This is a genomic window from Aeromonas sp. ASNIH5 (genome assembly GCF_002902865.1).
Taxonomy (GTDB): domain Bacteria; phylum Pseudomonadota; class Gammaproteobacteria; order Enterobacterales; family Aeromonadaceae; genus Aeromonas; species Aeromonas caviae.
The window spans coordinates 4,035,252-4,049,947 of the sequence record NZ_CP026122.1; the positions used below are offsets into that span (position 1 = coordinate 4,035,252).

Consider the following 14,696-nt stretch of genomic DNA (forward strand, 5'->3'; position numbering starts at 1 on the left):
GGTATAACCACCAGTATCAATATAAGATTCCGATTTGATGACATTGGTCCGAATATAAGCTGGTAAATATCTTTTATGTCGTCGATTTGATGTCTCCCCTTCGGACAAGGTGCCCGGTCGTCCGGGCAGCATCGCTGCCGGTTTCCCCTTCCTCCTGCCGTCTCTTTTTCTGTTTTCTTTTCCATCTCCTTGATGCAGAACAATAAATGACCAGTTCGTGGCCGTGTCGACATGCCAGCTCCCTATACTGGCTGCAGGTGGATGCCAGGAGGGAGGCGAGATGCGATTCCAACAGATCAAGGACCTGATGCTCTATCTCGAGGAGCTTCATCATCGGCAAGGGCACATTTACGGGCGCCAGATCCCCCGGGTGGATGCTGAGCGCAGCAGGATGTTGCTGGCCTATCTGCAAGGGCGGGAGGATGCCGCGGCGGCTCATCTGCACGATTATCGCGAGCAGATGGGAAGCGCGGTGAAGGAGACCTGGCTGGATCAGGGATTTGGCGAGGATCTGCTGGCCGAGGGGGATCGTCTGGCGCTGCCCGCCACAACCCAGCCCGCGGAGATAGTGGCCCTGGTGTCACGCCAGGAGGAGAGGCTCATCGGCGAGCTGGAACGTCTGGCCCGGGAGTGCCCCACGCCCGACACGGCGGCGCTGCTGAAAGCCCTGGCCTCCATGGCCCAATCCCGCCTGACCCGTCTGGTACACGGTGCTCATCGCCTCGACGATCTCTGAGCCCGGATGAGAGAGACCCGGCACGGGCCGGGTCTTCTGATGTTGCTGGCGGTCAGCCCCCTTGCCGGGCCGCGCCATAGAGGGCGGCGCCTATGATGCCGGCCTGGTTGAGGTTCGCGGCCGCCACCAGGGGAGCCCGGGTCTCAATCTTGTCGATGAACTTGTCGAGCTTGGCGGCGCTGCCGCCCCCCAGGATGAAGAGGTCGGGGGAGAACAGAAACTCCAGGCGAGCCAGGTATTTGTTGAAACGTTTGCCCCAGCGGCCCCAGGAAAGATCCTCGCGCTTGCGTACCGCATCGGAGCAATAGTGTTCGGCCACCATGCCTTCCAGCATCAGGTGGCCCAGCTCGGTATTGGGCAGCAACTGGCCATTGACGAAGACGGCGGTACCGATGCCGGTGCCGACGGTGATGAGAATGATGACCCCCTGGCGATCCTGCCCGGTGCCAAAGCGCATCTCCGCCAGACCGGCCGCATCGGCGTCGTTCAGGACATGGCAGGGCAGGCCGGTCACATCGGCAAACAGGTGGGCGGCATCGGTCTCAATCCAGCTCTTGTCGATGTTGGAGGCATTCTTGGCGATGCCGTTGTGGATGGTGGCGGGAAAACCGCACCCCACGGGACCCTTCCATTGGAAGTGTTCGACCAGCGCCTTGAGGGTGTGTGCCACGGCGGCCGGGGTTGCCGGTTGCGGTGTGGCGATGCGGTGGCGTTCGCCAATCAGCTCCCCGGTTTCGGTGTCGACTAGGCAGCCCTTGATCCCGGACCCCCCAATATCTACTCCCAGCATCTGCATCAGAATCTTCCTTTTATTGTGCCGATGTTCAATGGTCGGCAGAGCATGAAAAAATGGCTGCGATCCGGCAAGTGCCAGATCACTTATGCGTGATCCGGCAGACCTTTTTCGATGCAGCGGATCAGCAATCGCGTCTTTTTATTCTCTTCCTGCTGACGCCTGGCCAGGGTCGCCAGCGCCCACTCGATATGTTCGGCCACCATGGGCGCCGCCTCAGGCAGCGCCTGTTGCAGGGCGGCCAGGACCTCGCTGCTGGCCGGTCCGTTGCCAAGGGCCACCGCCAGGTTGCGGCGCCAGCGCTGATAGCCGATGCGGCGGATGGGGCTGCCTTCCGTGTGCTTGAGAAATTCGGCTTCGCTCCAGCGCCACAGTACCAGCAGGGGAGGGCGATGCAGGTCGGGGCGGGGGCTGAAATCGGGTTCGGGGCTGGCATCCGCATAGCGGTTCCAGGGGCAGATGAGCTGGCAGTCGTCACAGCCATAGATGCGATTGCCCATGAGCGGCCTGAACTCCTCGGGAATGGGGCCGTCATTCTCGATGGTGAGATAGGAGATGCAGCGCCGTCCGTCTACCACATAGGGGGCGATGATGGCACCGGTGGGGCAGATATTGATGCAGGCCACGCACTTGCCACACAGCTCCTTCTCCACCGGGGCATCCACGGGCAGCGGCAGGGCGATGAGCAATTCTCCCAGAAAGAAGAAGGAGCCGGCGGACTCGTTGATCAGCAGTGAGTGCTTTCCCGCCCAGCCAAGGCCGGCCTTGGCCGCCAGCGGCCTTTCCAGAATAGGGGCCGAGTCGACGAAGGGGCGCCACTCGCCCAGGGTTTGTCCCGCCGCCCGCAACAGGGTGTCGCACCGCAGCTCGATGCGCTCCCCCAACTGTTTGAGCCGGTTGCGCAGCACCTTGTGGTAGTCGCGGCCGAGGGCATAGCGGCTGATGTAGCCGAGGGTGGGATCGCGCAGGGTGGCGGCAAAGCCCGCCTCGAACGGGAGGTAGTTCATCCGCACCGAGATGACCCGCAAGGTGCCCGGCAACAGCTCGTGGGGGCGGGCCCTCATCATGCCGTGGCGCGCCATGTAGTCCATGGTGCCGTGATAACCGGCATCCAGCCAGGCCTGCAACTTCGGCTCTTCCAGGGTGAGGTCGGTGTCGGCGATGCCGACCTGGTCAAATCCTAGCTCCCTTGCCCAGAGCTTGATATCGTGGGCCAGTTGCGCAAGTTCGGCAGCCGTCATGCAGCATCCCCCCTCTGCCTGCAGGAGTGTGGCAGGCGCAGGGCGGCAATATGGCGTGCCAGTTGCCGGGTCATGGGATGATGAAACGTGGGGGCCGTCATGGTAGAGGTGTTCGGGGACGCTATCCGCAAAAATGAGTGGGAGAGTCTAGCACAACCCCTGTGGCGGGCCGAGCAGATCCGCAGCATGGAACGGCGCTGGGCCGAGCAGGAAGGGTTGCCCCTCTATGTGCTGATGGAGCGGGCCGGGAGTGCGCTGTGCAACTATGCCTGTCACCACTGGCCCGACAGCCGTCAGTGGTGGATCTTCGTCGGCCCTGGCAACAACGGCGGGGACGGCTACGTGCTGGCCCGCCTTGCCCGGCGCATCGGCCTCGAGCCTCTGGTGATTGCCGCCCGGGCTCCCGGCCTGCTGAGGGGAGATGCCAGGCGGGCTGCCGAAGAGTGGCTCGCATCGGGGGGGAGCGTGACCATGGCCGAGGATCTGCTGCCCGCCACGCTGCCGCCGCCGGATCTGGTCATAGACGCACTGCTCGGTACCGGCGTCCAGCTTCCCCTCTCCTCGTCAATGACAAAGATCGTCGCAACAATCAATGGCTTGAACGCGCCCGTGCTGGCGGTGGATCTCCCCTCCGGTCTCCATGCCGACACCGGCCGCGCCATGGGCGCACTGGTGCGTGCCACCCGCACCCTCACTTTCATCGGCATCAAGCAGGGCATGCTCACCGCCGACGGGGTAGACGGAGTCGGTCACCTCGACCGGGATCCCCTGGGTGTGACGCCGGGGGAGGAACGGGTTCCCGCTGCCGAGCGGATCGATTATCCCAGCCTCAAGGGGTTGCTGACCCCGCGCAGGCGCTCGGCTCACAAGGGACACAGCGGCAAGGTACTGCTGACGGGGGGGAACCTCGGCATGCAGGGGGCCATCCTGCTGGCGGGTCAGGCCTGTCTGCGGGCGGGGGCAGGATTGGTACGCCTGCGCCAGCACCCGGATTGCCCTGCGGCCAGCCTGGTTCAACCCGAGCTGATGGGATGCCCGGCGGACATGGATGAAGGGTGGGCATCGGTGCAGGTACTGGGCCCCGGGCTCGGTCAGGATGAGTGGGGCCGGGCCCGGTTCGAACAGGGCATCGGAGCCGCCGTGCCACTGGTATTGGACGCCGATGGATTGAATTGGCTGGCGCAGGCCCCCCGTCATCAGGATAATTGGGTGCTCACACCCCACCCCGGGGAGGCGGCTCGCCTGCTGGGCTGCACCATCGCCGAGGTCGAGGGGGACAGGTTTGCGGCCGTCTCGCGGCTGCAACAGCGCTACGGTGGCGTGGTGCTGCTCAAGGGGGCGGGGTCGCTCATCTGCGACGGCAGGCGTATTTCCCTGTGCGACGAGGGCAACCCCGGCATGGCCAGTGGCGGCATGGGTGACCTCTTGTCTGGTATAATCGCCGCCCTTCTGGCTCAGGGCTGGTCTGCGGGCATGGCCACCCGACTCGGGGCCGTGATCCACGCAGAGGCCGCCGACCTGGCCGCCGCCGAGGGTGAGAGGGGCATGCTGGCATCGGATCTGCTGCCCTGGATCCGTCGTCTGGTCAATCCGACACAGTAACAAGTAACAAGAAGAACATGGCAAAAACCTTGATGATGACACTGCCGGACGAGGCAGCAACAGTGGCGCTGGGTGGCCGTCTGGCAAAGGCATGCCAGCAGGCCACCACGGTATTTCTGCACGGTGCCCTCGGGGCCGGCAAAACCACCCTGACCCGAGGCTGGGTGCAGGGACTGGGTCATGAGGGCAAGGTCAAGAGTCCGACCTATACCCTGGTGGAGCCCTATGAGCTTGCCCAGTGGCAGGTCTATCACTTCGATCTCTATCGACTGGCCGACCCGGAAGAGCTGGAGTTCATGGGCATTCGCGACTATTTCGCCGCCGATACCCTCTGCCTGGTGGAGTGGCCAGAGAAGGGCGACGGCTGGCTGCCAGCCCCGGATCTCGAGATCACCCTGAGTTATGCAAACGAGCAGCGCGAGGTGCAGATTGATGCCCGTACTGCTATCGGCGAAGCCATTCTGGAACGGTTGTCATCTCAGTGCGCGTGATCCTTGTTTTTGTTCTCTCCCTGATGGCATTGCCTACCTGGGCCAATCAGCTCAAGAGTGTGCGGGTGTGGCCATCACCGGACAACACCCGGGTGGTGCTCGACATGAGCAGCGCCCCCAATTTCAACTACTTCACCCTGACCGGTCCGAACCGTCTGGTAATCGACCTGAAAGGGGCGAGCAACGCCACCAACCTGGCCCGCATCGAGAACAAGAGCGAGCTGGTGCGCAAGATCCGCGAGAGCACGCCGCTGGAAAAGGGCGGCCTGCGACTGGTGCTGGATCTCGGCTCTGCCATCAAGCCGGTGGTCTTCCCGCTGGCGCCGGCAGGCCCCTATGGCCACCGTCTGGTGATCGATCTTCCCTATGAAGAGAAGGGGAGTACCGCGGCTCAGCCCGCTCCCGTCGGGGGGCACGGCAAGGCCATCGTCATCGCCATCGATCCTGGTCACGGCGGGGAAGACCCGGGCTCCATCGGCCCGCGCCGCACCTACGAGAAGCGGGTGACCCTGGCGGTCTCCCAGAAGCTGGCGGCCCTCATCGACCGGGAGCCCGGCATGCGAGCCGTGCTGACCCGCCGTGGCGACTACTTCGTCGATCTCAACAAACGCTCCGAAATCGCCCGCAAGGCCAAGGCAGACCTGCTGGTGTCGGTGCATGCCGACAGCTTCCACAACTCGACTCCTCGCGGCGCCTCCGTCTGGGTGCTGTCGACCAACCGCGCCAACCGCGAGATGGGTAGCTGGCTCGAGAAGCAGGAGAAGCAGGGGGAGCTGCTGGGGGGCGTTGGCAAGGTATTGGCCGAGTCTGATCCCAACCCCTATCTGGCGCAGACCTTCCTGGATCTCTCCATGGACAAGTCCAGGGCCGAAGGCTATGACGTCAGCCGCCAGATCCTGCGCTCGCTCGGCCGGGTGGCCAGATTGCACAAGAAGGCGCCGGAACATGCGAGTCTGGCGGTGCTGAAGGCGCCGGACATCCCCTCGGTACTGGTGGAGACGGGCTTTATCTCGAACCACGCCGAGGAGAAGCTGCTGGCCACCGCCAGCTATCAGGATCAGCTGGCCCGGGCCATCTTCGAGGGGATCCGCAACTATTACCGCAGCCATCCGACCAAGGGGCCCATGCTCACCGGCAAGGGCCAGGTTGCCGCCCCGCCGCGTCAGGCGCCTGCCAGCAAGCCGGTCGCCGTCAGCAAGCCGGTTGCCCAGCCAACGCAGCAGGTCGTGACCAACCGGATGCCGGCGAGCGAGCCCTATCGCGTCGGTGAGGGCGGCGCCCCGGTCAGCAGCGTCGGCAGCGCCTCCGGTGCCGGCGTGATCAAACCTTACAAGGTCGCAGCCCAGGAGCCGAGTGCGCCGGTAGCCAGCGTGCAGAGCAACGACAAGTCCAACATGATCCGCCACGTGGTCACCCGCGGCCAGAGTCTCTCCCGTCTCGCCGAGAAACATGGGGTGAGTCAGGCGCGACTGGTGGAGATCAACAAGCTCAAGTCACGGGACATCCAGATAGGGCAGGTGCTCTATATTCCGCGAAAATAGCGCGGGCTGAAGAACGCCGCCCTTCTCTGCCGATGGCAGGGAGGGGCGGTGAGCGTTGATGGCGCCAGGTCCACCTCTTCCCCTTTTTCATCTGCAGGAGCAAGCGATGCCAATCCGTATATTGCCGCCGATTCTGGCCAACCAGATTGCTGCCGGTGAGGTCGTGGAGCGGCCCTCCTCCGTGGTGAAGGAACTGGTGGAAAACAGCCTGGATGCGGGGGCTGACCGGGTCGAGATCGACATCGACAAGGGAGGCGCCAAGCTTATCCGCATTCGTGACAACGGCTGCGGTGTCGCCAGGGATGAGCTGGTGCTGGCGCTGTCGCGCCACGCCACCTCCAAGGTGGCGACCCTGGACGATCTGGAAGGGATCAACAGCCTGGGCTTTCGCGGGGAGGCGCTCGCCTCCATCAGCTCCGTCTCCCGCCTCACCTTCACCTCCCGTACGGCAGAGCAGAGCGAGGCCTGGCAGGCCCAGGCGGAAGGGCGTGAGATGAGCGTCACCGTCAAGCCGGCAGCCCACCCGGTGGGCACCACGGTGGAGGTGGTGGATCTCTTCTTCAACACCCCGGCGCGGCGCAAGTTCATGCGCAGCGAAAAGACCGAATTTGCCCACATCGACGAACTGGTGCGCCGCATCGCGCTCTCCCGCTTCGACGCTACCCTGATCCTGCGCCACAACGGCAAGGTGGTGCGCCAGTACAAGGCGGCCAACACGGTGGCGGAGCAGGAGCGCCGCCTCGTCGCCGTCTGCGGTTCCCCCTTCATGCACCATGCCCTGGCGGTATCGAGCGAACACAGCGACGTGCGGTTGTGGGGCTGGCTGGCCACCCCGGCAGGAGCCAGGCCGCAGAACGACCTGCAATACACCTATGTCAATGGCCGCATGATGCGGGACAAGCTCATCAATCACGCCATTCGCCAGGCCTATGACGAGCTGCTGCCCGCCGATCGCTTCGCGGCCTATGTGCTCTATATCGAGCTGGATCCCCGCCAGGTGGATGTCAACGTCCATCCGGCCAAGCACGAAGTGCGTTTCCATCAGGCGCGTCTCATCCACGATTTCATCTTCCAGGCGCTGTTTACCGCCCTGCGTCAGGACGGGGCAGGGAGCGCCACCGATGCACCCCTGGCCGAGACCCAGGTCGAGCTGCCGGGCAGCCCGGAGATCACCTATCCGGGTCAGGCGCCGCGCACCGAGTGGTACGGTGCCGAACACGGCTATCGGGCTCCTGCCCCTGCACGAGATGGCGACGGCGTGCGGGAAGGCGGTGGTGGCAGGGGAGGACACTACCAGCCTCCCGAACCCCCGAGCCGGGCCGCGATGCGAGGCATGGGCGCCTTGCTCACCCCCCTGCCCGAGGTGGCGACGCCGGCATCCCGGCCCGGAGCCGAGAGCGGTGCCGTCGAGACGCCAGCCCGAACGGGGGAGTGGCGCGCCCTGAGCCTGGTCGAGCAGGCCTATCTGCTGATGGAGCGTCAGGGGCAACTGGCGCTGCTCTCCCTGGTGCGCGCCGAGCGTCTGTTGCTGCGCCACTGGCTGCTGGATGCCTGGGGCCAGGGGCTGGCGGCCCAGCCTCTGTTGCTGCCGGTCTCCTTCAAGCTGCCGAAAAACCTGGTCGCCCTGGTGGAGGAGCGGGAACGTCTGCTCAAACGCATGGGGCTGGAGTTGAAAAGCGGGGGACGCGACACCATGATCCTGACTCGGGTGCCTGCCCTGCTGCGCCAGACCGATCTGGCCCGCCTCTTACCCGAATTGTTGCAATTGGTCGAGAGCGGATCTGACAGTGATGCCGACGCGCAGGCTGGGGTACTATGCCAGTGGTTGGTGGAACAAGGCATAAGTGCCGAAAAAATATACGATTTTGCCACTGCCACCCGGTTGTTGACGGAACTTGTTGCCGATTTCAGTGACCAACTGGCAGACGTTCGCATGGTGCGTCCGTTGCCGCTGGCGAACGTGCTGGCCGAGTTTGCCGATGGCAACTGACGGCGTCTCGTCGTCTGTTGCATCCATATGACCAGTTTTATGCCGGTTCGCCCGTGAAGGGGCGGCCGAAGGGAGTGTTTAACGTGGCTGACTTGCCGACTGCAATTTTTCTGATGGGGCCGACGGCCTCCGGCAAGACGGATCTCGCCATTGAACTGTGCCAGGCCCTGCCCTGCGACATCATCAGCGTGGACTCCGCGCTCATCTATCGCGGCATGGACATAGGCACCGCCAAGCCGACGCCAGCCGAGCTGGCGCAGGCCCCGCACCGGCTGATCGACATCCTGGATCCCGCCATGAGCTATTCGGCGGCGGATTTTTGCAAGGATGCCCTGCGGGAGATGAAAGAGATCGCCGACCGTGGCCGCATTCCGCTGCTGGTGGGCGGCACCATGCTCTATTTCAAGGCGCTGCTGGAGGGGCTTTCTCCGCTGCCTTCCGCCGATCCCGCCATTCGGGCCGGCATCGAGGAAGAGGCTGCCCGCCTCGGCTGGCAGGCGCTGCATGACGAACTGGTGCGCATCGACCCGGTGGCCGGTGCCCGCATCCACCCCAACGATCCCCAGCGCCTGTGCCGGGCGCTCGAGGTTTACCGCATCAGCGGCAAGACCCTCACCGAGCTGACCCAGGTACAGGGAGAGGGGCTGCCCTACCGGGCGCTGCAGTTTGCCATCGCGCCGAGGGAGCGGGCCGTGCTGCACCAGCGCATCGAACAGCGGTTTGACAAGATGCTGGGCAGCGGCTTCGAGCAGGAGGTCAGGGCGCTTTACGAGCGGGGGGATCTCACCCCGGATCTTCCCTCCATTCGCTGCGTGGGATACCGCCAAATGTGGGACTACCTGGCGGGGGAAGTGGAGTATGATGAGATGCGTTATCGCGGCATTGTTGCCACCCGCCAGTTGGCCAAGCGTCAGATGACCTGGTTGCGCGGTTGGCCTGATGTGACCTGGTTGGAATCTGGTGAGTCTGGCAATCTGGCCAGGGTCGTCGCCCAAGCTGGTCCGGCTTGACACTCCTGTATAATCAGGTTGTTATATTGAATATCCGGTGTTTAAAAACAACAAACTATAAGGAAAAGAAAGATGGCTAAGGGGCAATCTCTCCAAGACCCGTTTTTGAATGCGCTGCGCCGTGAGCGTATTCCTGTTTCTATCTATTTGGTGAACGGCATCAAACTGCAGGGTCAGATCGAATCGTTTGACCAGTTTGTCATTCTGCTGAAGAACACCGTGAGCCAGATGGTCTACAAGCACGCCATTTCCACCGTGGTGCCGGCCCGTGCCGTCAACCATCACCAGCACGCCCCGGGCGCCGCCGGTGAAGAGCAGGGTGAAGCCGAGGCGTGATATCCTGCGGCGAGTTCACTCGCCAACTCAGATCCATCATGATACCTGTCAAGGAGCAAGCGCTTGTTTGACCGTTACGAAGCTGGTGAACAGGCCGTTCTGGTACATGTCAACTTCAGCGATGAGGGCGAGCGGGAGGATCTGGACGAGCTCAAGATGCTGGTGAGCTCGGCCGGGGTCAATGCACTGGGGGTGATCACCACCAGTCGCAGCGCACCCAGCGCCAAATTTTTTGTCGGCAGCGGCAAGGCGGAAGAGATCGCGTCCCAGGTCCAGATGCTGGACGCCGACGTGGTCATCTTCAACCATGCCCTGACCCCCGCCCAGGAGCGCAACCTGGAGCGTCTGTTCCAGTGCCGGGTCGTGGACAGAACAGGCCTTATCCTCGATATCTTCGCCCAGCGCGCCCGCACTCACGAAGGCAAGTTGCAGGTCGAACTGGCCCAGTTGCGCCATCTTTCCACTCGTCTGGTGCGAGGCTGGACCCACCTTGAGCGACAAAAGGGGGGGATCGGTCTGCGCGGCCCGGGTGAAACCCAGCTTGAAACCGACCGACGCCTGCTGCGTGAGCGCATCAAGGCCATTTTGCGCCGCCTCGACAAGGTGGCCAAGCAGCGGGAGCAGGGGCGCCGTGCCCGCAACCGCAACGAAGTGCCGACCGTTTCTCTGGTGGGGTATACCAACGCCGGAAAATCCACTTTGTTCAACCAACTTACAGATGCCAGCGTGTATGCTGCCGACCAATTGTTCGCAACCCTGGACCCCACCCTGCGCAAATTGGTGATCCAGGATGTGGGTGATGTGATCCTGGCGGATACAGTTGGATTTATTCGGCACTTGCCCCATGATCTGGTCGCGGCCTTCAAGGCGACCCTGCAGGAGACTCGCGAAGCGGACCTGCTGCTGCACGTGGTGGACTGCGCCGATGAACAGATGCAGGAGAATATCGAGTCGGTCCAGCGTGTGCTGGCCGAGATCGAGGCGGATGACCGTCCCCAACTGATGATCTGCAACAAGATCGACAAGCTGGGGGATCGTCCGGCTGGTCTTGAACGGGATGAGGCTGGACGACCGGTGCGAGTCTGGTTGTCGGCCCAGACTGGCGAGGGCAGTGAATACCTGTTCCAGGCACTGACCGAACTGCTGGCCGGCTCCATGGTGCATCACACCCTGCAACTGCCCCCTTCCGCCGCCAGACTGCGCAGTGCGCTCTATCGGCTGAAAGGTATCGAGCAGGAAGGTTTCAGCGAGGAGGGGGACTTTGTGCTGGAAGTTCGCCTGCAACGGGCTGACTGGAACCGCCTCATGAAACAAGAAGGTGAGAGTTTACAACGCTTTATCAGGCCTTGATGGGTCGATGAACATAACTGGTTTGCTGACTTCATCGCCCCTCTGTGGCCCGATAGAGATGATATCCATCCGCATGTATTAATGGAGACGCTGATGGCTTGGAATGAGCCTGGTAACAATGGCAAAGACCGTGACCCCTGGGGGAACAACGGCAAGAATCAGGGCCCCCCTGATCTGGACGAGATGCTTCGCAAGGTGAGCCGTCGTTTTGGCGGTCTGCTCGGTGGTGGCAAATCCGGTGGTGGTGACGTCGGCAAGTTCGGCCTCTCCATCGCGCTGGTGGTGGCCGTGGTGGTGTGGGTCGTCAGCGGCTTCTACACCATTCGCGAAGCCGAGCGGGGCGTGGTGCTGCGCTTTGGCGAATACTCCCACAACGTGGATCCCGGTCTGCGCTGGAAACCGACCTTCATCGACCGGGTGATCCCGGTGGACGTGGAATCGGTCCGTTCCCTGCCGGCGTCCGGTTTCATGCTGACCCAGGATGAGAACGTGGTGCGGGTCGAGATGGACGTGCAGTATCGTGTGGTCGATCCCGAGCAGTACCTGTTCAGCGTGACCAATGCAGACGAGAGCCTGAGCCAGGCCACCGACAGCGCCCTGCGCTACGTGGTGGGTCACACCCGGATGGACGATGTGCTGACCACGGGTCGTGAGAAGGTGCGTCAGGAAACCTGGCAGGTGATCGACAGCATCATCGAGCCCTATCAGATGGGTCTGCAGATCGTGGACGTCAACTTCCTGCCGGCGCGTCCGCCGGAAGAGGTGAAGGATGCGTTTGATGACGCCATCTCCGCCCAGGAAGATGAGCAGCGTTTCATCCGTGAAGCGGAAGCCTATGCCCGTGAAGTGGAGCCCAAGGCTCGTGGCCAGGTCAAACGTCTGGAGCAGGAGGCCGAAGCCTACAAGTCCCAGATCGTGTTGAAGGCCAAGGGTGAAGTCGCTCGCTTCAACGAGCTGCTGCCCCAGTATCAGGCCGCACCCGAGCTGACCCGTGATCGTATCTACCTCGAAACCATGGAAGAGCTCTATCAGCAGGCCAACAAGGTGGTGGTCGACATGCCGGCTGGCAACAACAGCATGATCTATCTGCCGCTCGACAAGCTCTCTGGCAAGGCGAATGCCGTGCAACCGGCACGTCCTGCGGGCACCCCGGCAGTCGAGGCGGCCCAGCCGTCCAACGAAGGGGCCAACTCCACTCCGACCCCGCTGCGTGGCGGTGATCGTTTCAGCACAGGGAGAAACTGATAGATGAAAAAGCTAGCTATTGGTGTCATCGCTGTGGCCGCCATGGTCTGCTTCTCTTCCATCTTCATCGTCGATGAAGGACAGAAGGGGATCGTGGTGCAGTTTGGCAAGGTGAAACGGGTCGACTCCGGTGAACCACGCCTGTACGAGCCGGGTCTGCACTTCAAGGTGCCGCTCATCGACCAGGTACGCAAGATGGATGCCCGCATCCAGACCCTGGAAGGCCAGGCGGATCGCTTCGTTACGTCCGAGAAGAAGGATCTCATCATCGACTCCTACGTGAAGTGGAAGATCGAGGACTTCTCCAAGTACTACCTGGCGACCGGTGGTGGCAACAAGATCCAGGCTGAAGACCTGCTCAAGCGCAAGATCAACAACGGCCTGCGTTCCGAGATCGGTAACCGCACCATCAAGGACATCGTCTCCGGCGAGCGCAGTACCGTGATGGAAGATGCCCTGATGAAGATGGCGCGCTCCTCCGAGCTCGGCATCAAGGTGGTGGATGTGCGCATCAAGCAGATCAACCTGCCGGTGGAAGTCTCCAGCTCCATCTATCAGCGGATGCGGGCCGAGCGGACCGCTGTCGCCCGTGAACACCGTTCACAGGGCCGCGAGCAGGCCGAGATCCTGCGTGCCGACATCGACCGCAAGGTGACCGTGATGATCGCGGATGCCGAGAGCAACGCACGCCAGCTGCGCGGTGAAGGGGATGCCGAGGCCGCCAGGATCTACGCCGACAGCTACAAGAAGGACCCCGAGTTCTTCAGCTTCGTGCGCAGCATGGAGGCCTATCGCAAGAGCTTCGCCGGTGGCAACGACCTCATGGTGCTGAAGCCGGACAGCGAGTTCTTCCGCTACCTCAAGTCGCCGCACGGTGACAAGCAGTAAACACGTGTTGATATGACCCAAGGGCCTGATGATTCAGGCCCTTTTGTTTGCCAGCCACAGACCGGCAGGGGATAAGGAGAGGTGATGCTGACATCCATGTTGATGGGGCTGGGGTTGCTGTTGCTGTTCGAGGGGTTGGGACCGCTGCTGATGCCGCGCGCCTGGCAACAGATGCTGCGGCTGCTGAGCGAGCAGCCCACCGAGCAGCTGCGCCGCATCGGCGGCTGTCTGGTGGTGGCCGGGGCCGTTATTCTGTGGGCGCTGGCGCGATAGAGGATGGTGATGAGTGAGCCAGACTGTGTTTTCCGGACAATAAAAAAGAGGCCAAAGGGCCTCTTTTTTATTTCCGGCTGAGCATCAGGCGCTGCGCTGTACCGCCATGTGGGCCAGGGTCTCCAGCGCTTGCTTGTGCCGGGAGTCCGGCAGGATGGCGAGAGCGGCGATGGCCTTGTCAGCCTCTTCCCGAGCTCGCTGGCGGGAGTATTCGAGAGCTCCGGTGCGATCCAGGATGCCCAGAATACGCTCCAGGTGATCCATCCCGTTGCGGTGCTCGATGGCATCGCGCACCAGTTGACGCTCTTCCGGGGTACCTGCCTCCATGGCGCGCAACAGCGGCAGGGTCGGCTTGCCTTCGGCCAGATCGTCACCCACGTTCTTGCCCATCTCCTCGCTCTGGGAGCAGTAGTCCATCACGTCGTCGATGATCTGGAAGGCGGTACCCAGGTACTTGCCGTAGTCGGTCATGGCCTGCTCGACGGGCTGGGGCTGATGGGTCAGCACGGCGGCGAGTCGGGTCGCGGCTTCAAACAGCTTGGCGGTCTTGCAGTAGATGACCGTCATGTAGCTCTCTTCCGTGGTATCCGGATCGTTGCAGTTCATCAGCTGCAGCACTTCTCCTTCGGCGATGGTGTTGGTGGCATCGGAGAGTATCTCCATCACCTTCAGGTTGGAGAGTTCGCTCATCATCTGGAAGGAGCGGCTGTAGAGGTAGTCACCCACCAGGACGCTGGCGGCGTTGCCAAACAGGGCGTTGGCGGTTTCCCGGCCGCGGCGCAGGTCGGATTCGTCGACCACGTCGTCGTGCAGCAGGGTAGAGGTGTGAATGAACTCGATGATGGCGGCCAGTTTCAGGTGATCTTCACCCTCATAGCCCAGTGCGCGTGCGGCCATCACGGTCAGCATGGGGCGCATCCGTTTTCCGCCTGCACTGACAATATAGAAACCCAGCTGGTTGATCAGGCTGACATCGGACTGGAGTCTCGCCAGGATCAGTTCATTGACCGCCGTCATGTCGGCGGCACAGAGCGCACGGATAGTCTGTTGGTCCATAAGTCTCGTAACGTGACGGCAGCATTTACTGCGTTTTTAGCAATGGCGGGGATTCTACACGATTTCACAATGGGTTACAGTTAGGCGTTTATTCACGGGGGCAGATATGCGCACAAAATAAACTTTTTGCTAAATTGGCCTTGC

14 protein-coding genes are annotated in these 14,696 nt (G+C 62.5%); 11 read left to right on the forward strand and 3 right to left on the reverse strand.

Features of this window, described 5'->3' with window-relative positions:
• Positions 1-280: 280 nt before the first annotated feature.
• Positions 281-736 (forward strand): hypothetical protein, encoded by a 456-nt coding sequence (locus tag C2U30_RS19030; RefSeq protein WP_010673186.1) that lies wholly within the window; start codon positions 281-283, stop codon positions 734-736.
• Between the two features lie 52 nt (positions 737-788).
• Here the strand turns inward: C2U30_RS19030 and ppgK are convergent, their stop codons facing one another.
• Both ppgK and queG read right to left on the reverse strand, forming a co-directional pair.
• Complete coding sequence (gene ppgK, locus C2U30_RS19035; RefSeq protein ID WP_010673187.1) at positions 789-1,532, reverse strand: polyphosphate--glucose phosphotransferase; 744 nt, start codon at positions 1,530-1,532, stop codon at positions 789-791.
• Positions 1,533-1,615: 83 nt separating this feature from the next.
• Positions 1,616-2,770 carry a tRNA epoxyqueuosine(34) reductase QueG gene (queG, locus tag C2U30_RS19040; RefSeq protein WP_103244297.1) on the reverse strand — a complete coding sequence of 385 codons (1,155 nt, stop codon included), beginning with the start codon at positions 2,768-2,770 and terminating at the stop codon, positions 1,616-1,618.
• A 99-nt stretch (positions 2,771-2,869) separates the two neighbouring features.
• On the opposite strand from queG, the gene C2U30_RS19045 reads away from it, so the two are divergent.
• The 10 genes from C2U30_RS19045 (at position 2,870) to C2U30_RS19090 (ending at position 13,496) form a co-directional block, all read left to right on the forward strand.
• Complete coding sequence (locus C2U30_RS19045) at positions 2,870-4,372, forward strand: NAD(P)H-hydrate dehydratase (protein ID WP_103244731.1); 1,503 nt, start codon at positions 2,870-2,872, stop codon at positions 4,370-4,372.
• A gap of 17 nt (positions 4,373-4,389) precedes the next feature.
• Positions 4,390-4,863, forward strand: coding sequence for a tRNA (adenosine(37)-N6)-threonylcarbamoyltransferase complex ATPase subunit type 1 TsaE (gene tsaE / locus C2U30_RS19050; RefSeq protein ID WP_029313846.1), 474 nt, complete (start codon positions 4,390-4,392; stop codon positions 4,861-4,863).
• 23 nt (positions 4,864-4,886) lie between these two features.
• A complete protein-coding gene (locus C2U30_RS19055) occupies positions 4,887-6,404 on the forward strand; it encodes an N-acetylmuramoyl-L-alanine amidase (RefSeq protein ID WP_233720972.1) in 1,518 nt (505 codons plus the stop codon).
• 106 nt (positions 6,405-6,510) lie between these two features.
• Positions 6,511-8,394: a DNA mismatch repair endonuclease MutL gene (gene mutL / locus C2U30_RS19060; protein WP_103244299.1), complete on the forward strand. Its 1,884-nt coding sequence runs from the start codon at positions 6,511-6,513 to the stop codon at positions 8,392-8,394.
• Positions 8,395-8,486: 92 nt separating this feature from the next.
• Positions 8,487-9,404, forward strand: coding sequence for a tRNA (adenosine(37)-N6)-dimethylallyltransferase MiaA (gene miaA, locus C2U30_RS19065; protein ID WP_080768053.1), 918 nt, complete (start codon positions 8,487-8,489; stop codon positions 9,402-9,404).
• Between the two features lie 72 nt (positions 9,405-9,476).
• Positions 9,477-9,740, forward strand: a complete 264-nt coding sequence (hfq, locus tag C2U30_RS19070) for an RNA chaperone Hfq (RefSeq protein ID WP_011704864.1) — start codon at positions 9,477-9,479, stop codon at positions 9,738-9,740.
• A 63-nt stretch (positions 9,741-9,803) separates the two neighbouring features.
• Positions 9,804-11,090: a ribosome rescue GTPase HflX gene (gene hflX, locus C2U30_RS19075; RefSeq protein ID WP_103244300.1), complete on the forward strand. Its 1,287-nt coding sequence runs from the start codon at positions 9,804-9,806 to the stop codon at positions 11,088-11,090.
• A gap of 93 nt (positions 11,091-11,183) precedes the next feature.
• The gene (gene hflK / locus C2U30_RS19080; protein WP_010673195.1) at positions 11,184-12,335 is read left to right on the forward strand and encodes an FtsH protease activity modulator HflK; all 1,152 of its coding nucleotides are present in this window, start codon (positions 11,184-11,186) and stop codon (positions 12,333-12,335) included.
• A 3-nt stretch (positions 12,336-12,338) separates the two neighbouring features.
• Positions 12,339-13,223 carry a protease modulator HflC gene (hflC, locus tag C2U30_RS19085; protein WP_103244301.1) on the forward strand — a complete coding sequence of 295 codons (885 nt, stop codon included), beginning with the start codon at positions 12,339-12,341 and terminating at the stop codon, positions 13,221-13,223.
• A gap of 84 nt (positions 13,224-13,307) precedes the next feature.
• On the forward strand, positions 13,308-13,496 hold the full coding sequence (locus C2U30_RS19090; RefSeq protein ID WP_103244302.1) for a DUF2065 domain-containing protein: 189 nt from the start codon (positions 13,308-13,310) through the stop codon (positions 13,494-13,496).
• 84 nt (positions 13,497-13,580) lie between these two features.
• Here the strand turns inward: C2U30_RS19090 and ispB are convergent, their stop codons facing one another.
• Entirely contained in the window at positions 13,581-14,552 is a 972-nt protein-coding gene (ispB, locus tag C2U30_RS19095) for an octaprenyl diphosphate synthase (RefSeq protein WP_103244303.1), read from the reverse strand.
• Positions 14,553-14,696: the final 144 nt, after the last annotated feature.